The organism is Georgenia sp. H159 (assembly GCF_035607575.1).
Classification (GTDB): domain Bacteria; phylum Actinomycetota; class Actinomycetes; order Actinomycetales; family Actinomycetaceae; genus Oceanitalea.
This window is the reverse complement of sequence record NZ_JAYDZY010000001.1, coordinates 155,617-175,316: the sequence shown is the minus strand read 5'-3', so window position 1 is coordinate 175,316 and position 19,700 is coordinate 155,617. Positions and strand designations below refer to the sequence as shown.

The following is a 19,700-nucleotide window of genomic DNA, read 5'->3' as shown; positions in this document are numbered from 1 at the left end:
GGCGGGAGTGGCGCGGCGAGGGCATCAGCGCGCTCCCTTGGGCGAGAAGTACCTGCTCACCAGGCGGGCGAGCAGGTTGAGCAGCATGACGATGATGATGAGCGTGAGCGCACCGGCCCAGGCACGGTACTCGCTCGCGCCGCCCTGCGCGTACTGCCGGTAGACGTACACGGGCAGGGTCGCGATGCGCCCGTCGAAGGCGTCGTAGTTCACCGCGTTGGCGATGCCGACCGTGATGAGCAGCGGCGCGGTCTCGCCGATGACCCGGGCGATCGCGATCATCACGCCGGTGGTGATGCCGGCGATCGCGGTCCGGAGGACGACCTTGACGATGGTCAGCCACTTCGGCACCCCGAGGGCGTAGGCCGCCTCCCGCAGCTCGTTGGGCACGAGGCGCAGCATCTCCTCCACCGAGCGCACGACGACCGGCGTCATGAGCACGGCCAGTGCGATACCTCCGATGAGCGCCGACTTGTACGCCGGCCCGAAGAGCACGAGGAAGAGGGTGAAGGCGAACAGGCCGGCGACGATCGAGGGGATCCCGGTCATGACGTCGACGAGCACGGTGATGCCGCGCTTGATCCGTCCGCTGCCGTACTCGACGAGGTAGATGGCGGTGAAGATGCCCAGCGGGATCGCGATGAGCGAGGCGATCCCGGTGACGTAGACCGTGCCGATGATCGCGTGGTAGGCGCCGCCCTCGGTCATCTGGCCGAAGATGCCCACCATGTCGGTGGTGAGGAACTCCCAGCTGAAGGCCCGCACGCCGCCGGCGACGACGGTCCAGACGAGGGTGACGAGCGGGACCATGGCGATGATGAACGCCGTCGTCACGAGCGTCGTGGCCAGCCGGTCCTTCGCCCAGCGGGCGCCCTCGACCTGCCAGGAGATCGCGGTGACGGCCGGGGCGTGGATGAGGGCGGTGAGGAAGGCCACGCCGGCGAGCGTGGGCTCGGTGACGAGGGCGAGCACCGCGACGGCGACGGCGGCGGAGGCGGCGAGGACGGCCCAGGGCGCCCAGGAGGGCAGCCGGCGGACCTGGTGGAGAGCGGCGGTGGTCATCGTCAGTTCGCTCCTGAGAACTCGGCGCGTCGCGCGATGACCCACCGCGCGACGAGGTTCACCCCGAAGGTGAGGACGAAGAGGATGAGGCCGGTGGCGATGAGCACGTCCACGCCCATCCCGCTCGCCTCGGGCAGCTGCGCCGCGATGTTCGCCGCGATCGACTGGTGCTGCCCGGGCTGCAGGAGGTAGAGGTTGATGAGGAAGCCGGGCGAGAGCACCATGAGCACCGCCATCGTCTCCCCGAGCGCGCGGCCCATGCCGAGCATCGCGGCGGAGATGATCCCGGAGCGGCCGAAGGGCAGCACCGCCTGGCGGATCATCTCCCAGCGCGTGGCGCCCAGCGCGAGGGACGCCTCCTCGTGGAGCCGCGGCGTCTGGAGGAACACCTCGCGGATCGTCGCGGTGATGATCGGCAGGATCATGATCGCCAGGACGAGACCGGCGGTGAGGATGTTCCGCGCCGGCGCCTGGTAGTCGGCGAACAGCGGGATCCAGCCGAGCCGCTCGCTCAACCAGCCGAAGAGCGGGTCGATCGTCGGCTGCAGCCACTGGATGCCCCACAGCCCGTAGATGACCGAGGGGATCGCGGCGAGCAGGTCGACGAGGTAGCCCAGGCCCTGCGCCAGCCGGCGGGGCGCGTAGTGGGAGATGAACAGCGCGATGCCGATGCTCAGCGGGACCGCGACGACGAGCGCGATCACCGAGGAGAGCACCGTGCCGAAGAGCAGCGGTGTGACATAGCCCCACAGGCTGCGTCCCTGCATGAAGCCGACGTCGGCGAGCTCCTCGCGCGTGGCGACGAGCGCCGGCCATGCGCGGTAGAGCAGGAAGATCGCGACGGCGGCGAGGACGACGAGGATGACCACGCCGGCGCCGGTGGAGACTCCGGCGAAGACGCGGTTGCCGAGTCTGCCCGGCGTGCGGCCGGTGCGGAGGTCCGCGGCGGCAGGTGTGGAGGTGGGCGGTGCGGCGGGTGCCACGAGGCCTCCGGCAGGATCGATCGGGCGATGGACGTGCGTCGGGCGGGTCGGTGCCCTCAGGGAAGCACCGACCCGCCCGTCAGGCTAGCCGGTCAGCCGGCCACCGTGATCTGGTCGAGGGCTGCCTGGACCCGCTGGCGCAGGTCGTCGGAGATCGGGGCGGAGCCGGCGACGTCCGGCTGGGCGGCCCGGTCCTGGCCCTCGGGGCTGGCGACGTACTCGAGGTAGGCCTTGACGTTCGCCGCGTCGGCCTCGTCGTCGTACTGCGAGCAGGCGATCGAGTAGGAGATGAGCACGATCGGGTAGGTGCCCGCCTCGGTGGTGTCCCGCGCGAGGTCGATGGTCAGGCGCAGGTCGGTGGCGTCCTCGGTGGCCGGCGAGTTGTCGACGATGGCCGCGGCCGCCTCCGGGGAGAAGGGCACGTACTCGTCGCCGACCCCGACGGCGACGGTGCCCATCCCCTCCTCGACGCGGGAGGCGTCGAGGTAGCCGATGGCGCCCTCGGCGCCCTCGATGACGCCGACCACACCGGAGGTCTGGGCGCCGGACTGCGTGCCGGAGATCGGCCAGGTCTCGACGGGCCCGTGGGTCCACACGTCACCAGCGGCCTCGGAGAGGTACTCGGTGAAGTTCTCGGTGGTGCCGGAGTCGTCGGAGCGGTTGACCGGCGTGATCGGCAGGTCGGGCAGCTCGACGTCGGGGTTGGCGTCGGCGATCGCCGGGTCGTCCCAGCTGGTGATCTCACCCATGAAGATCCCGGCGATCGTCTCCGGGTCCATGTTGATGTGCTCGGCGTCGACCGAGGGCAGGTTGTAGGCGACGGCGATCGGGCTGATGTAGAGGGGCAGCTCGATGACCTCACCGTCGAAGCAGCGCTCGGCGCCCTGCTCGAGCTCCTCCTCGTCCATCGCGGCGTCGGACCCGGCGAAGACGACGGTGCCGTTGAGGAACTGCTCGCGTCCGGTGCCGGAGCCGGTCGGGTCGTAGGTCACGCTGACGTCGGGGTTCTGGTCCATGAACCCGGCGATCCAGCCCTGCACGGCGGCTTCCTGCGAGCTCGCGCCCGAGCCGGCGATGGAGCCGGACAGCGCGGAGCCGCCCGAGTCGGTGCCGGTGGTGGTGTCGTTGTCCTCGGCGGAGGAGTCGGTTCCGCAGCCCGCGAGGGTGAGCGCAAGGGCGCTCATCGCGGCAATTCCCGCCAGACGGCGGCTACCTGCAAGCTTCACGTCAAATCCATCCTGTCGAGTGGAGGGCCGGGGGGACCCGGTGGCCGTCACTGACGGTAGGAAGCGCAGGTGTCGCGCCGGCGGGCGGACGGTGAACGGCAGGTGAACAGCGACTGTCGGTTACGTCACAGTCAGGTGGTGAGCCGGCCCCGCACGATGCTGTCGCCGCTGTGCGCAGGGTCCCCGTCGAGCGGCTCCCGGGAGATGTCGACGAGCACGAGCTCCTCGAGGTCGATGGCCTCGGGCAGGTCGAAGGTGCCCTCGGTCCCGACGAGCAGGCCGACGCTGACGAGCTGCTGCGCGGCCTCGTCGAGCAGCCACACCTCACGGATGCCGTCGCTCACCTCACCGGTGACCTCCACGTGGAGCAGCCGACGGTCGCCCGCCTCCTCGACGCGAGCCGCTCCGGTCTCGGACCACCCGGGCAGCGGCTCGAGGTCCGCCTCGGCGACGGTCGCGGGCCCGGTCGGACCGTCGGGCAGCTGCGTGACGACGAGGGTGCCGGCGACCCCGGCCGCCAGTCCCGCGGCGAGCCAGGCGGCACGCGACAGCGCGCTGCGCCGCCTCCCGCCGTCACGCCGCCCGGCGGGGCGGGTCGAGGGACCGGGGCGGCGGTCGCCGGCGCGGCGCCCCCCGGCGGAGACCCGGGGGGCGTCCGCCGGGCCGTCCTCCGCGGCGATCTCGGCGGCGATGCGGTCCCACACGTGGGCGGGGGGTGCCTCGAGCCGGCCACCGGCCCGCCCCGCGGTGACGACCGCGGCGAGGCCGGCGAGCTCGGCGCTGCACTGCTCGCACGTGCGCAGGTGCTCTGCGGCAGCGTCCTGCGGCTGCTGCTCCCCCAGCGCGACCAGGGTGAGGGTCTCGTCGTCAAGGTGACGCATGTGTTCCCTCCATCCGGGTGCGTAGGCGCTTGAGGCCGCGGGTGATGTGCGACTTCACCGTGCCGAGCGGCAGGTCCATTCTCTCGGCGATCTCCGCGTGGGTGAGACGCTCGAAGAACGCGAGCTCGAGCACGTCCTGCTGGGGTGGGCCGAGCTCGGTGAGCGCCTGGGCGACGACCACCTGGTCGACGATCTCGTCGGTGTGGTCGGGTCCGCTGGTCTCGGGGATCTCGACCGGCTGCGCGTGCCCGGCGTGCGCGCGGCGTCGGTGGACGTCGGCGACGGCGTGCCGGGTGATGCCGACGAGCCAGGCGGGGAGCGGTGAGCGGTCCGGGTCGAAGCGGGACCGCGAGCGCCAGGCGTTGACGAAGACCTGCTGGGTGACGTCCTCGGCGTCGGCGGTGTTCCGGAGCGACCGCAGTGCCAGGCTGTAGACCATCGAGGAGTACTGCTCGTAGGCGATGCGGACGGCGTCGGACGTGCCGTCGCGGAAACGGGCACCGAGGACTTCGGGTTCCGTCATCGCCACCTCTACCGCCACGCCGCGTGCTAGGACGTGATCAGCGTAGCGGTGACGACCGTGTTGTCCGTGTAACTCTGGACGTCGTCCTGCCAGACCCCGTCGCAGGTGATGAGGACGAGGCGGTGCTCGCCCTCGCGCCGGAAGTGCTCGCTGAGGTCGATCGTGGTCTTGGGGATCAGCAGGGAGCTCTCGACGGCGTAGCGCAGGGTCGCGCCGTCCTCCCGGGTGACCTCGACGACGTCCCCGGGCCTGAGGTCGACGAGGTCGCGCAGGGGGCCGCGGGCGGTGATGTGCGATCCGGAGTGGGCGGCGACGACGGTCGCCCCCTCCTCCGCACCGACCGACGGCCCGTGGCGGTACCACCCGGCTCGGGCGGCGTCGGGCGGGATCTCCATCTGGCCGTCCGGTGCCACGCCCACCGGGTCGACAGGGACGTCGGCACCGAGTGCGGGGACGACGACGCGCACCGGTGGGCTCTGGGGCCGTGCCGCCGGCAGGCCCGCGGCCGACCGCACCGGCACGTCCGGCACGGGGCCCGACGGCGCACCCCCCTCGGGGGTGGCCGTCGGGCCGGGTGCCGGGGCACCCGTGCCGGTGGCGGCGTCAGTGGCCACCACCGGCACGGGCTCCGGTCGCTCGTCGGAGCGCGTGCCGTCGCCCGAGGAGCACCCGGCGAGGACGAGGATCGCGATCACGGCTCCGACGAGCGGTCTCATGGTGGGCTCAGACCTTGGCTCGCGCGACCCGGCGTGCTCCGACGGTGCCGGCGACGCCGGCGAGGAGCAGCGCACCGAGCCCGGCGGCCAGGACGACACCGGTGGTCGAGCCCTCGTCGACCGGGACGAGACCGGTCGGGACCCCACCGGGAGCGGAGTGCAGGCCCTCGATGGTCTGGGTCGCGACCGCGAGGGAGTCCTCCTCCAGGCTGCCCCAGGCGTAGACGATGGTGCTCACGCCCTCCTCGACCGGGATGTCGGCCGGGCCGATGACCGGGTCGGTCGTCCCGGCCGCGGCGACGGTCGCGGAGACGGTGCCGGCGGGGAGGTCGAGGCTCTGCTCGCTACCGTTGGCGAGGTCGCTGATGACCGCCTCACCGCCGGCCAGCACGTCCACCGCGGGTGCGGCGGCGGTGTGCCGGACGGTCAGCCTGCCCTCGCCCGCTGCGGTCGCCGTCGTGTCGTTGGTGAAGAACGACGCGGTGGGTGCCCCGTCCGCGTCGAGGTGCGCGACCGCGGTGTAGTTCCCGCCGGCCTCGAGGGGGAGGTCGAGCGGGCCGAGCACGGGCTCGCTGTCGTCCCCGGCGTCCGCAGCGGTGATGGCCACCGAGTAGGTGCCGGCCGGCAGCTCGAGCGGTCCGGCGAGGGACGCCGGCTCGAAGTCGTCCAGGGTGCGCTCGCCGTTGACCCACACGTCCACGGTGAGTCCGGGGACGCCGTGCAGGACGGACAGGGACGCGGCGTCACCGGTCTCGGCGGTGGCCGGGGCGGCGAGGGCGAGCATCGTGAGGCCTGCGGCGGCGCCGAGTCCTGCGCGACGGAATGCGGTGGTGCTCATGGTGTCCTCCAGTCGTGGTGGTCGTGCTGACACCAGGTATTCGTCGGCCCGAGCCGGTTTGGATGCACGTGCATGAACTTTTCTTCCGCGGACCTCGCGACGCGCCTCCGCGACGGCACCGGATCGTGCCCGGGCGCCCGCTGGCCCTGGAGGTCGTCCTGCGGTCAGCGGCCCGCTCGGCGCGGTGCCGCCGTGGAGCCGCGCACGAGGACCTCACAGGCCAGCATCTCGACGGCGGGCTGAGCCTCGCCGCCCAGCACGCGCATGAGCATCTGGGCGGCGACGGAGCCCATCGACGCACCCTGCGGGGACACGGTGGTCAGTGCTGGGCGCACCATGCCCTCCTCGATGGCGTCGTCGAAGCCGGCGATCGAGAGGTCTTCGGGCACCCGGACCCCGAGCTCCTGTGCCCGGGTGAGCAGGCCCCAGGCGATGAGGTCGTCGAAGGCGACGACGGCACTGGCGCCGTCGTCGATCACGTCCTGCGCGGAGGCGCGCCCCGCGGCGTAGCTCGGCGCGTACGGACCCAGGACGCGCAGCTCGACGTCGTGCCGGGCGGCGGCGTCCTCGAGCCCGGCGCGCTTCGTCCGGCCCGACCACGACCGCGACGGACCGTCGAGGTAGGTCACGGTGCGGTGCCCGCGTTCCGCGAGCTCGGTGAGGAGGTCGGCCATGCCCTGGCGTGCGTCGACGGCGACGGCCGGGAGGCCGGGCACCACCCGGTTGACGAGCACGATCGGCACCCGCTCGGCGAGCGAGAGGAGCGACTCGTCGGGCATGCGTGAGGCGACGAGGATGACGCCGTCGACCTGCTGGCCGAGCCGGCGCACCAGGTGCACCTCCGCGTCGGGGTCCTCGCGCGAGTCGGCGAGGAACACCCCCATGTCGCGGCCCTGCGCGACCTGCTCGATCCCGGCGACGATGGGCCCGAAGAACGGGTTGGCGACGTCGGGGACGAGCACACCCACGTTTCCCAGCCGGCCGGTGACCAGACCGCGGGCGGCCCGGTTGGGGGTGAACTCCAGCGCCTGGGCCACCTCGAGCACCCGGCGCCTGGTCGCCTCGCTCACCCGCGTCTGGCCGTTGAGCGAGCGGGACACGGTCGCGATCGACACGCCTGCCTCACGCGCCACGTCGTGGATCGTCGCCATGCCCTGCCCCCTCACCGATGGTCTGCGGAAGCGATGCCGCGTAAGCCTAGCGTCACGGCACGACACCGGCCGCCGGTCATGCGCGGGACGTCACCGCGGCCGCGAAGGGCGCGACGTGCCGCGCGAGGTGCTCGGCGACGACGGTGGCGTACGCGTCGTCGTGGGCGACGAGCAGCTCGTGCAGGCGGGCTCGGAGCGGGCGGCCGTCCGCCCCGGTCGTGTTGAGCACGTCCCCGTAGCCCACATGGAGGATCTGGCGCGAGTCGAAGGCCGACACGAGCTCGACGAGGTCCACGCCCTCGAGCGTCTCCGGCGTCCGCGTCACGTCGGCGGACACCTGGTAGGACGCCCGGGCCCGGACGAACGCCTGCCGGGAGACCGACCAGATCTCGGCGAGGACGTCACCGTCCTGGCGGGCGACGACCTCCAGCGCGCACAGGTAGCTCGTTCCCGAGGTCTTGAGGTGGATCCGGCCCCCGGTCGCCTCCACCGCGAGCGGGTAGATGCTGAACTTGTCCGACCCGGAGTGCAGCGAGATCTTGTACCCGCCGAGCGCCTCGGCCACGGCCGTGTGCCCGAGCAGGTTCGCGCGGAGCGACTCCGGCTCGCCGAGGTACTCCACGCCCTTCTCGAAGCCGTCGGCGTACCGGGGGGCGAAGCTGACCCAGCCCACCCCGAGCCTGCGCAGCTCCGCCGCGAGGTAGTAGTGCTCGACGAAGCTCGTGACGAAGTCGGTCTCGTCGACGGCGATCTCGACCTCCACCGGGTAGGTCGCCCGGTCCATGAGGTGGTCGTGGAGGCGCCGCGCCTCGGCCACGCAGGCGCCGTACTTCACGGCGGCGGTGAGGATCTCCTCCTCACCGATCGTCACGTGGCGGTCCCCGACGTCCAGGGTCGTGCCGACGTACCGCGCACGCAGGCCGGCGACGTCGTCCTCCAGGAGGCCCCACGGCACGGCAGCGACCCGGGCGTCGTCGATCCCGCCGCGGACGTCGACGACGTGGTCGCCGGGGTCGAGGGTGAACATGGTGAAGCCGGCGGCGAGGCCACGGTCGATGCCGTCGGTCGTCTTGATGTGGTCGCAGTCCGCGCCCACGTCGCCGGACCAGCCGGCCTGCACGCAGCCGAACGTCGCGTCGTCCATCACGCTCTGGGCGTCCCGGCCGAGGCGGTCCATCTCCCGGATCGACTGCTGGGCGAAGACGGGGACGACTCCCCCGCCGGACTGCTGGAAGGCACGGACGTGGCCGGGGGTGGCCAGGCCGAGACGGTCCCCGGTGCCCACCGACGTCCGCTCGCGCCCGATGAGCGCCGGACGCAGGTGCGGGAAGGCCACCCGGAGTGCCGCGGCGTTCGCGGCGGACAGCGGCCCCTCGAGGACGTAGCGCCCCTCCCCCTGCCCGGACGTCCCCGTGAAGGCGTCCAGGGCCGCCGGCTCGGGGGCACTCACCCGCAGCAGCCGGTCGGTGCCGGCGCGGACGACCCGCGCCTCGTAGGTGTCGTTCCTCAGAGTCACCAGTGGTCCTTTCCTAGCGCTTGAACGCCAGCCGCGGCTGGCGGACGACGAGGTCGTGGGCGGTGTCGCGGGCCTCGTCGAGGGTGAGGCGGTGGTCGGCCACCAGCTCCGCGAGGTAACCCGAGTCCAGCCGGCGGGCCATGTCGTGGCGGGCCGGGATCGACAGGAGAGCGCGGGTGTCGTCGATCATCCCCGACGTCTTGCCGAACCCGCAGGACTCCGTCACGGCCCTGCGGTAGCGCAGGATCGCGTCGGGTGAGTCGATGAACCACCACGGCGCACCGACGAACACGCTGGGGTAGAAGCTCGCCATGGGCCCGAGCTCACGCGAGAAGACGGTCTCGTCCAGCGTGAACACGACGAGCTGGAAGTTCGGGTGCGTGCCGAACGCGTCCAGCAGCGGCTGGAGCGGGCGGACGTAGTCGGTGGCCACGGCGAAGTCCGCGCCGACGTCGGGCCCGAAGCGCTCGAAGGTCGCGCCGTGGTGGTTGCGCCACGCCCCGGGGTGCAGGGTCATGACGAGCCCGTCCTCACTGGCCATCCGGGCCTGCTCGAGGAGCATGCCGCGGCGCAGGCGGGCGCCGTCCTCCGCCGTGATCGTGCCCGCCCGGGCCCGGGCGTAGAGCTGCTCGGACTCCACCGCGCTCAGCGCGAGGGTGCCCGCGTCGAGGTGGGCGTGGTCGCTGGAGACGGCCCCGTGCGCCTTGAAGTGGGCACGGCGGGCCTCCATCGCGGCGACCCAGCCGGAGTAGGTCCCGGTGTCGTGCCCGGAGACCTCCGCCAACCGGTCGACGTCCTCGTTCCACGTCGGGCGCGCCGGCTCGAGGTAGCGGTCCGGACGGAAGGTGGGGACGACCGTCGCGGACCACTCCGGGTCCTCGGCGATGCGCCGGTGGGCGGTGAGGTCGTCGCACGGGTCGTCGGTCGTGGCGATGAGCTCGATGCCGAAGCGGTCGTGCAGCGCGCGGGTGCGGAACTGCTCCTCACCGAGCCGCCCGTCGATGTGGTCGTAGATCTCGTCCGCGCTGTCCTCACCCGGCTCCAGGTCGACACCGAAGACCTCGACGAGCTGGGCCTCGAACCAGAACTTCATCGGCGTCCCCCGGAACTCCTTCCAGTGGCGGCAGAAGGTCCGGAACGCCTCGCGTGCCTGCGTCGCGGAGAAGTCGCCCTGCCCGACGCCCATGTGCTCGAGCGGCACACCGTGCGCGTGCAGCACCCGGTTGAGGTAGTGGTCGGGCGTGAGCAGCAGCGCCGTCGGGTTGTCGAACCGGACGTCGTCGGCGAACCACTGCGCGGGGACGTGCCCGTGCGGGGAGATGATCGGCAGGTCGGCGACCTCCGCGTACAGCTCACGGGCGATGTCCCGGAGCTCGGGGCGTGCGGGGAGGAGTCGGTCGGGGTGGACGGAGAGTCTGCGCGGCATGGGTGACCTCGGAGTAGGCGGCGAGCGGTGGTGGGACGGGGCCGGGAGCCCGCACTCTGCGGGCTCCCGGCCGCCGGCTCAGCCGGTGATCGACGCGGCCTCGGAGATGAACCGCTCGGCGCCCTCCTGCGGCGTGGTCTGCCCGAAGAGCACCTCCTCGTTGACGCGCTTGAGGAGGTCGTTGACCTCGCCCGCGCCCCGGGGCGGGGTGTTGGGGGAGTCGGGGATGTCCGCCGAGACCTCCTCGATGAAGGTCGCGGCCTGCTGCTCGGCCTCGCTGAGCTGGTCCATGATGTGCTCCCGGACCTCGAGGTTTGCCGGCAGCCCACGGTCGCTGAGGATGATCTCCCCGGCCTCCGGGCTGTTGAGCATCCAGTCGATGAAGGTGGCCGCGGCCTCGGGGTGGTCGCTGTCCGCGGACATCGACAGCGCCATCGCGGGCTTGAGGTAGAGCCCAGGGCGGTCGAACTGCGTCTCACCGGGGTAGCGGAGCAGCTCCAGGTCACGACCCGCCGCACCGGCGATCGCCTCGAGCTGGTTGGTCCAGAACGGGGAGAGCGCGCCGCTGTTGGTGGCGACGAGCGACTGCTCGGGGCCACCCGCGTCGATCTCCAGGCCGGTGCTCACCGGCGGGGCCCCGCCTGCCTCGATGAGTGCCAGGGACCGCTCCCACATCGCGGCCATGGTCTCGGGCTCGAATCCGATCTCCCCGTTCTCGTCCCACAGGTCCTGCCCGTGCTGACGTGCCCAGATGGTCATGTCCACCGACTCGGTGATCCCGAAGTCCTGGGCGCCCCAGACGCCCTCGGGCGTGTTCTCGCTGATCTGCACCATGAGCTCGTGGTAGTCGTCCCACGTCCACGTCGTGTCGTCCGGCATCTCGACGCCGGCCTCCTCGAAGATCTGCGGGTCGGCGATCATCGTGCGGACGTTGACCCCCGTCGGGATGCCCCACAGCCCGTCGTTGAACTCGCCACTGCTGACGATCGACTCCTCGATCTGCGAGGTGTCGATGTCGTACTCGGAGAGGTCGGCGAGCACACCGCGGTCGGCGTACTCACGCAGGAAGCGCTCCTCCTGCATGAGGACGTCGGGGGTGTCACCACCGGCGGTCTGGGTGGCGAGCTTGTCCCAGTAGCCTCCCCAGTCGGTGTAGTCCGGGGTGACGGTGATGTCGGGGTGCTCGGCCTCGAAGGCCTCGATGAGCTCCTGGTTCAGCTGGTGGCGGGCGTCCGACCCCCACCAGGAGAAGCGGATGGTGGCCTCGCCGTCGGCCCCCTCGGTGGAGTCTGCGGCCGGGCTGTCGTCGGACGTGTCGGCCGGGTTCTCGCCCTGACCGCATGCCGTGAGCGCGAGCGATCCGATCGCCGCGAGCGCTGCGGCCCGCAGGAGGAGGGGACGACGGGGACGGGGGGATGGGTTCTTCATGGTGGTTTCCCTCTTTCTTGCCGGTCGACGGGCGCTGGGCCTGCCGGCTCGGGCACCACGTCGGGCCCGAGGCTTGGGAGCCGTGCTGGAGGTCTACTTGAGGCCGGTGGTGGCGATCCCCTTGACCAGGTACTTCTGGCCGAAGAGGAAGATGATGAAGAGCGGGACGAGCGAGATGATCGACATCGCGAACATTGCGCCCCACGAGCTCTGTCCGGTGGAGTCGAGGAAGGAGCGCAGCGCGATCGGGACCGTGTGCATCTCCGGGTCGATGAGGAAGATGAGCTGGGAGAAGAAGTCGTTCCAGGTCCAGATGAAGGTGAAGATCGCCGTCGTCGCCAGCGCCGGGAGGGACAGCGGCAGCATGACCTGGAAGAAGATGCGGGGGTGACCCGCACCGTCGATGCGCGCCGCCTCGTCCAGCTCCCGGGGGATGCCGCGGAAGAACTGGACCATGAGGAAGACGAAGAACGCGTCGGTCGCGAGCAGCTTGGGCACGATGAGGGGCAGGAAGGTGTTGATCCAGCCGAGCTCGGAGAACAGGACGTACTGCGGCACGATGATGACGTGGATCGGCAGCATGATCGACATGAGCATGATCGCGAACCACAGCCCGCGGAACCTGAAGTTCAGCCGCGCGAAGGCGTAGGCCGCCAGTGAGCAGGACACGAGGTTCCCGATCACCGAGCCGGCGACGACCACCGCCGAGTTCGCCAGGTAGTGGCTGAAGGGGTGGAGCAGCGCGTTCCACCCGGAGGAGTAGTTCTCCAGGGTCACCTCGCTGGGGATGAGCCCCGGCTCTCGGAAGATGAGCGCGTCCGGCTTGAAGGAGCTCGCGATCATCCACAGCAGCGGGTAGAGCATGATGAGCGCCGCCGCGATGAGCAGGACGTGCTTGACCGCTGAGCGCACCTGACGCCGTCGCCGGGTCGGTGGGGGCGGGGGCAGCGGCCGGTCCGCGGCAAGCTCGGCGACGTTGCGGTCGGTCTCGTCGCGGGGCGTGAGGATGTCGGCCTTCGCCGGAAGGTCAGTCATTGTAGAACACCCAGTACTTGGAGGCAAAGAAGTTCACGGCGGTCATGCCGGCGATGATCATGAGCAGCAGCCAGGCCATGGCCGAGGCGTAGCCCATGTTCAGCGCGGTGAACCCCTGCTGGTAGAGGTACAGCGTGTAGAAGAGCGTGGAGTCCACCGGACCGCCCGTGCCGTTCGACACGATGTAGGACTGCGTGAAGGTCTGGAAGGCGTTGATGACTTGCAGCACGAGGTTGAAGAAGATGATCGGCGTCAGCAGCGGCAGGGTGACGTTGGTGAACTGCCGCACCCGCGACGCGCCGTCGAGCGAGGCCGCCTCGTAGTACATCTCGGGGATCTGGCGGAGACCCGCGAGGAAGATGATCATCGGCGACCCGAACGTCCACACGTTCAGCACGATGAGCGTCCCGAGCGCGTAGTCGGGGTGGGAGATCCAGCCCTGACCCTCGATCCCGACGAGCGCGAGCACCTGGTTGATGAGGCCGCCGCTGCCGAAGATCTGCCGCCACAGCAGCGCGATCGCCACCGAGGACCCGATGAGCGAGGGCAGGTAGAACGCCGACCGGTAGATGGGCAGGCCCCGCAGGCCGCGGTCCAGCAGCAGCGCCAGCCCGAGCGCGGCCGCCAGCTGCAGCGGCACGGAGACGAACACGTAGGTGAAGGTCACCACGAGCGACGTGCGCAGCCGTGGGTCCTCCAGCATCTGCGCGTAGTTCTCCAGACCGGTGAACACCGGGTCCGAGAGCAGGTCGTAGTCGGTGAACGAGAGGTACAGGGAGGCCACGAGGGGGCCCGCGACGATCAGCGCCAGGCCGAGGAACCAGGGGGCCAGGAAGAAGATCGCCGCCTTGCCGTCGTTGCGCTCGGCCGGGCTTCTCGTCGCCCTGCCCTTGCGGTTACGGATGGTTGCGAGCTCACCGAGTGCCGACATGCTCACTCCTCGCCCGGCAGCGCCTCGCGCTGGACCGTGTCGGTGTGGACTTCACTGCTCCTCCTCGGTGGATCTGCGTCGACTGACCGAGACGTCGGTGGCCCCTGGTCCCAGCTGTGGGACGGGGTGTGCTGCCGCTTCGCAGCACCCCGGTGCTTGACATCACACCGTCGTGCGGAAACGCTTACAACATGACAGACGCTAGCACCCCGATGGGACCTTCGTCACCCCTGCGCCGCTTCCGGGTCGCGCTCGCCGGGGCGAACGGCTACGGCCTGCACCATCTGCGCGCCCTGCAGGGACTCGTCGCGGCGGGGCGGTGCGAGCTGGTGGGGGTGGCCGACACGCGCGCCCCCGAGGGCGAGTCACGCGAGCTCGTCGGGAGCGCGCCCCACTTCACCGCGCTCACCGAGCTGCTGGCGGCGACCGCACCCGACGTCGTCATCATCGCCACCCCGATCGACACCCACGCCGAGCTCGCGGCGACGGCACTACGAGCCGGCAGCCACGTCCTGCTGGAGAAGCCGCCGACGGCCTCGCTCGCCGAGTTCACCGCGCTCCTCGACCTCACGGAGGAGACCGGGCTGGCCTGCCAGGTGGGCTTCCAGTCCTTCGGGTCGCACGCCTTCGCGGAGATCGCCCGCATCGTCGGCGACGGGGAGATCGGTGAGGTGACCGGCGTCGGAGGCGTCGGCACGTGGCTGCGCAGCACGGACTACTACGCACGGTCCCGGTGGGCGGGCAGACGACGCCTCGACGGTCGCGACGTCGTCGACGGCGTGCTCACCAACCCGCTGGCGCACGCGGTCGCGACGGCGCTGCGGGTCGCCGGCGCGCGGCGCCGCGAGGACGTCGCCGCCCTCGAGCTCGACCTGTTCCACGCCCATGACATCGAGGCCGACGACACCTCCTCGGTCCGCGTCGTCATGCCCGACCGCACCCCGGTGGCGCTCGGCCTCACCCTCGCAGCCGCGCGGCAGACGGTGCCGCGCGTCATCGTGCACGGCACCCGGGGCGCGATCACGCTGTCCTACACGACCGACGAGATCGAGGTCGACGGGCGTGGCGGACGACGCCGGCTGAGCGTCGGGCGCACCCCGCTCGTGGACAACCTCCTCGACCACCTCACCGATGCCACCGTCCCGCTCCTCAGCCCGCTGGCGGACAGCGGCGCGTTCATGACCGTCCTCGAGGCCGTCCGGACCGCTCCGGACCCGGCGCCCGTCCCGGCCGAGCACGTCACGTGGACCGACGACGACGCCGGCCGGCACCCGGTGGTCCACGACGTCGAGCACTGGTGCGAGCGCGTGGGGCACGAGCTGCGCACCTTCACGGCGCTCGGTGCGCCGTGGGCGCCCCGGCACAGGGACCTGGCGAGCCTCGACGTGGCCGGGACCGCCGTGGCGACCTACGTCGACGGGTCCGGGACGAGCCCGCTCGACAGCCCCCGCCCCCACCTCCACCCGGTGCGCACCCGCGGCGGCGTCGTCGTCACGGACAGCGCACCGGCGGACCACACCTGGCACGCCGGTGTGGGCGTGGCCGTCCAGGACGTCGCCGGCCACAACCTGTGGGGCGGCCGGACCTACCTGCGCGGCGAGGGCTACCAGTGGCGGTCCGACCACGGCCGCATCACCCACGAGCGGTGGCAGGAGCAGTCACCGGGCCACCTCGTCGAGCACCTGGCGTGGCGCGCGCACGACGACCGCCCCCTGCTGCGGGAGACACGGCGCATCACGTGGGCGGAGCAGGCCGACGCCTGGCAGCTCACCCTGTCCTTCACCCTGCACAACGACTCCGCGGACGACGTCGCCCTGGGCAGCCCCGGCAGCAACGGCCGCCCGGCCGGAGGGTACGGCGGCTACTTCTGGCGACTGCCCGCCTGTGACGACGTGGACGTCCGGACCGCGACGCACCGTGGCGAGGACGAGGTGCACGGCACGACGGCCCCCTGGCTCGCCTGGTCGGCCCGGGCCGACGGTGGCGACTTCACCATCGCGCTCGCGCCCGACGACGACGTGACGGCGGCCGACCCGTGGTTCGTGCGCGTCGCGGGCTACCCGGGCATCGGTTCCGCGCTCGCCTGGGACTCACCCGTCGTCGTCCCTGCAGGAGGCAGCGTGACGCGCAGCGTGCGGGCCGTCGTCGCCGACGGCCGCCTCACCGACGACGAGGTGGTCGCCGCCCTCAGGGCGTGAGGGCGCCGGTGAGGAACTCGGCGACCCGGTCCTGCATCGCCGCGTCGAAGCGGTGTGGGCCCGGGTACCACTCGGCTGCGTAGCGGTCCCGCTCGAACCGCTCCCGGAGCATCCGGTCCGCCGCCACCATGCCGGCCCGCGGGAAGAGCTCGTCGTCCTCGGCGTAGACGACGAGCTGGTCGTGGCTGCCCCGGCCGAGCGCCACCTCGGGCCAGTCCAGCATCGCCGGGAGCCCGGGGACCGCGAGGTACCACGAGTGGGCGTCGAGGTGCTCGGGGAGCAGCGCCGCGAAGGTGGACATCATGCACACGATCGCCGAGGCCCGGATCGCGGGGTCGAGGGCCGTGAGCACCGCGGCGCGGCCCCCACCGCCGGAGAAGCCGGTGACGGCCACCCGGTCGGTGTCGACCCCCGGGAGGGCGCGCAGCTGCCGCAGTGCCGCGAGGTCGTCGTGGGCCGCCATGCCCGCCATGGACGTGCCGAGGATCCCGGCGTACTTGGCGACGGTGCCCTCGTGCAGCGACGCGGCCGCGTCGTACCGGCGGTCGGGGTCCGGGAGCTCGCGGTCCTCGTCACGGAGCCAGCGGTCGACCCGACGGGGCAGCGGGTCGAGCGCGAAGCCTCGCGACCCCCACCCGAAGGTGTCGTGGGCGAGCACGGCGAACCCGGCACGGGCCAGCCCCTCGGCCAGCGGGCGTCCGCCGTACAGCTCCCGCTGGAGGTCGACGGCGACCGGCCGCGCCGTGCCCACGAGCCGCTCGGCGCCGACGGACTTCACGTTGGCGTGGCAGTGCAGGGCCAGCACGGCGGGCAGCCGCGCGTCCCCCGCTCCCGCGGGCCGCAGGTACCACGCGCGGGTCGGCGGTCCGAGGCCCGTGCGCCAGCACAGCTCGGTGCGCTCGACGCCGTCACGGACGCTGCGACCGCGCACCTCCGCCGGGCCGGGCTCGGGGTGGGGCACCCCGAGGGCACGCCCCACCGCCGTCGCGACGGCGTCACCGGACACGGTCGGTCGCGCGCGGACGACGGCGGGCCAGTCGTCGTAGCCCGCGATGTCGCTCGTCACCGGCGCTCGACGCCTCCGAGCCCCAGGTCCGCGACGTCGACCGGCGAGCCGGTGCGGATCGACTCGTTCGCCGCGATGCCGACGGCCACCGCCCGCACGCCGTCGGGGTACCCCGCGGGGCGGCCGAGCGGGTCCGGCTGCGGCCCACGGAAGACGTCGGCCAGGAGGATCGCGTCGCCGCCCCCGTGCGACCCGACGCCCATGGGGATCGGGACCTCGCGCGCCCGCTCCCAGTGCTGCTGTACGAGGAGCCGCTCTCCCTTCGGACGGAGCTCGTCCACGTCGGCGGCGTCCCTCGCGGAGGGGTCGAGCACCGCGCTGCCCTGGGCGTCGAGCTCGACCGAGCCGCGTTCGACGACCTCGAGCTCCGCGCGGCCGCGCGTGCCGTTGACGGTGACCCGGTACCCCTCCCACGGCGCGTGGGCGTTGAGCGAGTACGTGAGGTAGGCACCGCGCTCGTACTCGACGAGCACGGCCATGGTGTCCTCGGCCGTGATGCCGGGGTCGAAGACGTCGCGGTCGCGGAGGTAGCCGTCGTGCTCCTCGGAGTCCAGGTAGAGCCGCTTGAGCCGCTCGTCCGCGGTGAGGTCCAGCGCCCACGGGTCGCCCGCGGGCGCGTCCGTGCCGCGGGCCGGCCGCGGCTGGGCGGCCGTCGCCGCCCCTGCGCCGTCGTCGCCGTAGAACCTGCGGCTCCCGAGGGCGAAGACGCGGCGGGGCGCGTCGGCGAGCCACCAGTTGACGAGGTCGAAGTGGTGGGAGGACTTGTGCACGAGCAGGCCGCCCGACTTGTCCTTCTCGCGGTGCCAGCGGCGGAAGTAGTCCGCGCCGTGCACGGTGTCCAGCGCCCACTCGAAGTGGACCGACGTGACCTCGCCGATGCGACCGTCGGCGATGACCTCGCGCAGGGTGCTGTTGCGCGGGGAGTACCGGTAGTTGAACGTCATGATGACGTCGCGGCCGGTGTCGCGGACGGCGTCGTCGATCGTCCGGCACCCTGCCGCGTCGATCGTGAGCGGCTTCTCGACGACGGCGTCGGCCCCGGCGCGCAGCGCGCGGCTCACGAGGTCGGCGTGCGTGTGGTCGGGGCTGGTGACGACGACGACGTCCACGCGCTGCTCGGCGATCATCGTCTCGAGGTCCGCGGGCTCGTAGCGAGGGAGAGGCTGCCCACCGGCGCCGACGACGTGCTCGTCGTAGTAGCCCGCGCGGCCCGGGTTGGGCTCGCACCACGCCACCAGCTGCGCCACCTCGGCGTGGTCGCCGAGGGCGGCGTCGATGTACATCTGCGCCCGGTGCCCCACCCCGGCCACCGCGTAGCGACGTCGGCCCGTCTGCTCAGTCATCGTCTCTCTCCTTTGCGAAAACGCTTCCGCCAAGCATGTCACACCCGGCCGGGTCTGCGGCGAGGGGGAGGTCGGCGATGTCGACCGGCCGGCCGGTGCGGAGGGACTCGTTGGCGGCGATGCCGACCGCGACCGAGCGGACGCCGTCGGCGTAGCCGGCCGCCCGGCCCAGGTGGTCCTCCCCCGGCCCGCGGAAGAGGTCCGAGAGCGCGATCGCGTCCCCACCGCCGTGGGAGCCGCTGCCCATGGGGATCGGCACCTCTCGGGCGCGCTCCCAGTGACGCTGCACGACGAGGCGCTGCCCCCGCGGACGCACCGCGTCGGCCGGGAGGTCGGCGGCCGGGGCACCCGCGGCGTCGACCTCCACCGACGCGCGCTCCACGACCTCGAGCTCGGCCCGTCCACGGGTGCCGTTGACCGTCACCCGGTAGCCCTCCCACGGCGCGTGGGCGTTGAGCGAGTACGTGAGCACGGCCCCTCGCTCGAAGTCGACGAGGACGGCCAGGTTGTCCTCGATCGTGATCCCCGGGGAGAAGACGTCCTGGTCGCGGACGTAGTTGTCGTAGCGCTCGGCGTCGAGGTAGAGCCGTTGGAGGCGCTCGTCCTTGCGCAGGTCCAGCAGCCACGGGTCACCGCCCGGCCCTGCGGTCCCTCGGACGGGTCGGGGCCCCGCCTGCGCCGCACCGCCGCCCGCGTCCCCGTAGAAGCGCAGCCCGCCGCGGGCGTAGACGCGTGTGGGACTGTCGGCGAGCCACCAGCTGACGAGGTCGAAGTGGTGGGAGGCCTTGTGCACGAGGAGCCCACCGGACCTGTGCTTGAGGCGGTGCCACCGACGGAAGTAGTCGGCGCCGTGGACCGTGTCGAGCGCCCACTCCAGGTGCACGGACGTGACCTCACCGACGGCCCCGCTCGCGACGACCTCCCGCAGCGTGCTGTTGCGCGGTGAGTAGCGGTAGTTGAAGGTCATGACGACCTCGCGGCCGCTGCGCCGCACGGCGTCGTCGATGGTCCGGCACCCTGCCGCGTCGATCGTCAGCGGCTTCTCCACGATGACGTCGGCGCCTGCGAGCAGTGACCGGCTGACGAGGTCGGCGTGGGTGTGGTCCGGTCCGGTGACGATGACGCGGTCCACCCGCTGCTCGGCGACCATGGTCCCGAGGTCCTCCGGGAAGTAGCGCGGCGGCGCGGCGCCGCCGGCGGCCGCGACGAGGTCGTCGTAGTAGTCGAGGCGTGCCGGGTTCGGCTCGCACCACCCCACGAGCTCGGCGACGTCGGCGTGCTCACCGAGGATGGCCTCGACGTACGTCTGGGCGCGGTGCCCCGTCCCTGCCACGGCGTACCGACGGCGGCGCTGCTCGGTCATGGGTCCTCCCCGAC

General features: G+C 72.2%; 17 protein-coding genes. 1 reads left to right on the top strand and 16 read right to left on the bottom strand.

Going from position 1 to position 19,700, the window contains the following annotated elements:
* Positions 1 to 24: 24 nt before the first annotated feature.
* The 13 genes from pstA to VR894_RS00795 form a co-directional block, all read right to left on the bottom strand.
* Positions 25 to 1,062 carry a phosphate ABC transporter permease PstA gene (gene pstA / locus VR894_RS00855; protein WP_324649405.1) on the bottom strand — a complete coding sequence of 346 codons (1,038 nt, stop codon included), beginning with the start codon at positions 1,060 to 1,062 and terminating at the stop codon, positions 25 to 27.
* A 2-nt stretch (positions 1,063 to 1,064) separates the two neighbouring features.
* The gene (gene pstC / locus VR894_RS00850) at positions 1,065 to 2,045 is read right to left on the bottom strand and encodes a phosphate ABC transporter permease subunit PstC (RefSeq protein ID WP_324649404.1); all 981 of its coding nucleotides are present in this window, start codon (positions 2,043 to 2,045) and stop codon (positions 1,065 to 1,067) included.
* Between the two features lie 92 nt (positions 2,046 to 2,137).
* Positions 2,138 to 3,271: a phosphate ABC transporter substrate-binding protein PstS gene (gene pstS / locus VR894_RS00845; protein WP_324649403.1), complete on the bottom strand. Its 1,134-nt coding sequence runs from the start codon at positions 3,269 to 3,271 to the stop codon at positions 2,138 to 2,140.
* Positions 3,272 to 3,402: 131 nt separating this feature from the next.
* Positions 3,403 to 4,152 carry an anti-sigma factor gene (locus VR894_RS00840; protein ID WP_324649402.1) on the bottom strand — a complete coding sequence of 250 codons (750 nt, stop codon included), beginning with the start codon at positions 4,150 to 4,152 and terminating at the stop codon, positions 3,403 to 3,405.
* Positions 4,139 to 4,675: a sigma-70 family RNA polymerase sigma factor gene (locus tag VR894_RS00835; RefSeq protein ID WP_324649401.1), complete on the bottom strand. Its 537-nt coding sequence runs from the start codon at positions 4,673 to 4,675 to the stop codon at positions 4,139 to 4,141. The genes VR894_RS00840 and VR894_RS00835 overlap by 14 nt, the downstream gene beginning before the upstream one ends.
* Before the next feature lie 26 nt (positions 4,676 to 4,701).
* Positions 4,702 to 5,391 carry a class F sortase gene (locus VR894_RS00830; RefSeq protein ID WP_324649400.1) on the bottom strand — a complete coding sequence of 230 codons (690 nt, stop codon included), beginning with the start codon at positions 5,389 to 5,391 and terminating at the stop codon, positions 4,702 to 4,704.
* Between the two features lie 7 nt (positions 5,392 to 5,398).
* A complete protein-coding gene (locus VR894_RS00825) occupies positions 5,399 to 6,229 on the bottom strand; it encodes a DUF4397 domain-containing protein (RefSeq protein ID WP_324649399.1) in 831 nt (276 codons plus the stop codon).
* A gap of 164 nt (positions 6,230 to 6,393) precedes the next feature.
* Entirely contained in the window at positions 6,394 to 7,380 is a 987-nt protein-coding gene (locus VR894_RS00820) for a LacI family DNA-binding transcriptional regulator (RefSeq protein ID WP_324649398.1), read from the bottom strand.
* A gap of 76 nt (positions 7,381 to 7,456) precedes the next feature.
* Positions 7,457 to 8,896: a tagaturonate epimerase family protein gene (locus VR894_RS00815; protein ID WP_324649397.1), complete on the bottom strand. Its 1,440-nt coding sequence runs from the start codon at positions 8,894 to 8,896 to the stop codon at positions 7,457 to 7,459.
* Between the two features lie 13 nt (positions 8,897 to 8,909).
* Positions 8,910 to 10,322: a glucuronate isomerase gene (gene uxaC, locus VR894_RS00810; RefSeq protein ID WP_324649396.1), complete on the bottom strand. Its 1,413-nt coding sequence runs from the start codon at positions 10,320 to 10,322 to the stop codon at positions 8,910 to 8,912.
* A 78-nt stretch (positions 10,323 to 10,400) separates the two neighbouring features.
* Complete coding sequence (locus VR894_RS00805; RefSeq protein WP_324649395.1) at positions 10,401 to 11,750, bottom strand: ABC transporter substrate-binding protein; 1,350 nt, start codon at positions 11,748 to 11,750, stop codon at positions 10,401 to 10,403.
* A gap of 93 nt (positions 11,751 to 11,843) precedes the next feature.
* A complete protein-coding gene (locus VR894_RS00800; RefSeq protein WP_324649394.1) occupies positions 11,844 to 12,785 on the bottom strand; it encodes a carbohydrate ABC transporter permease in 942 nt (313 codons plus the stop codon).
* A complete protein-coding gene (locus VR894_RS00795) occupies positions 12,778 to 13,716 on the bottom strand; it encodes a sugar ABC transporter permease (protein WP_324649393.1) in 939 nt (312 codons plus the stop codon). Before VR894_RS00795 ends, VR894_RS00800 begins: the two co-directional genes overlap by 8 nt.
* Before the next feature lie 191 nt (positions 13,717 to 13,907).
* Here VR894_RS00795 and VR894_RS00790 point away from each other — a divergent pair, with 191 nt between their 5' ends.
* Complete coding sequence (locus VR894_RS00790) at positions 13,908 to 15,914, top strand: DUF6807 family protein (RefSeq protein WP_324649392.1); 2,007 nt, start codon at positions 13,908 to 13,910, stop codon at positions 15,912 to 15,914.
* Here VR894_RS00790 and VR894_RS00785 read toward each other — a convergent pair.
* Genes VR894_RS00785 through VR894_RS00775 form a run of 3 tightly spaced genes read right to left on the bottom strand, consistent with a single transcriptional unit; the run spans position 15,904 to position 19,686 of the window.
* Positions 15,904 to 16,980 (bottom strand): acetylesterase, encoded by a 1,077-nt coding sequence (locus VR894_RS00785; RefSeq protein WP_324649391.1) that lies wholly within the window; start codon positions 16,978 to 16,980, stop codon positions 15,904 to 15,906. The two genes, VR894_RS00790 and VR894_RS00785, sit on opposite strands and share 11 nt — an antisense overlap.
* Positions 16,977 to 18,323 carry a Gfo/Idh/MocA family oxidoreductase gene (locus tag VR894_RS00780; protein WP_324649390.1) on the bottom strand — a complete coding sequence of 449 codons (1,347 nt, stop codon included), beginning with the start codon at positions 18,321 to 18,323 and terminating at the stop codon, positions 16,977 to 16,979. Before VR894_RS00780 ends, VR894_RS00785 begins: the two co-directional genes overlap by 4 nt.
* Complete coding sequence (locus VR894_RS00775; RefSeq protein WP_324649389.1) at positions 18,316 to 19,686, bottom strand: Gfo/Idh/MocA family oxidoreductase; 1,371 nt, start codon at positions 19,684 to 19,686, stop codon at positions 18,316 to 18,318. The genes VR894_RS00780 and VR894_RS00775 overlap by 8 nt, the downstream gene beginning before the upstream one ends.
* Positions 19,687 to 19,700: the final 14 nt, after the last annotated feature.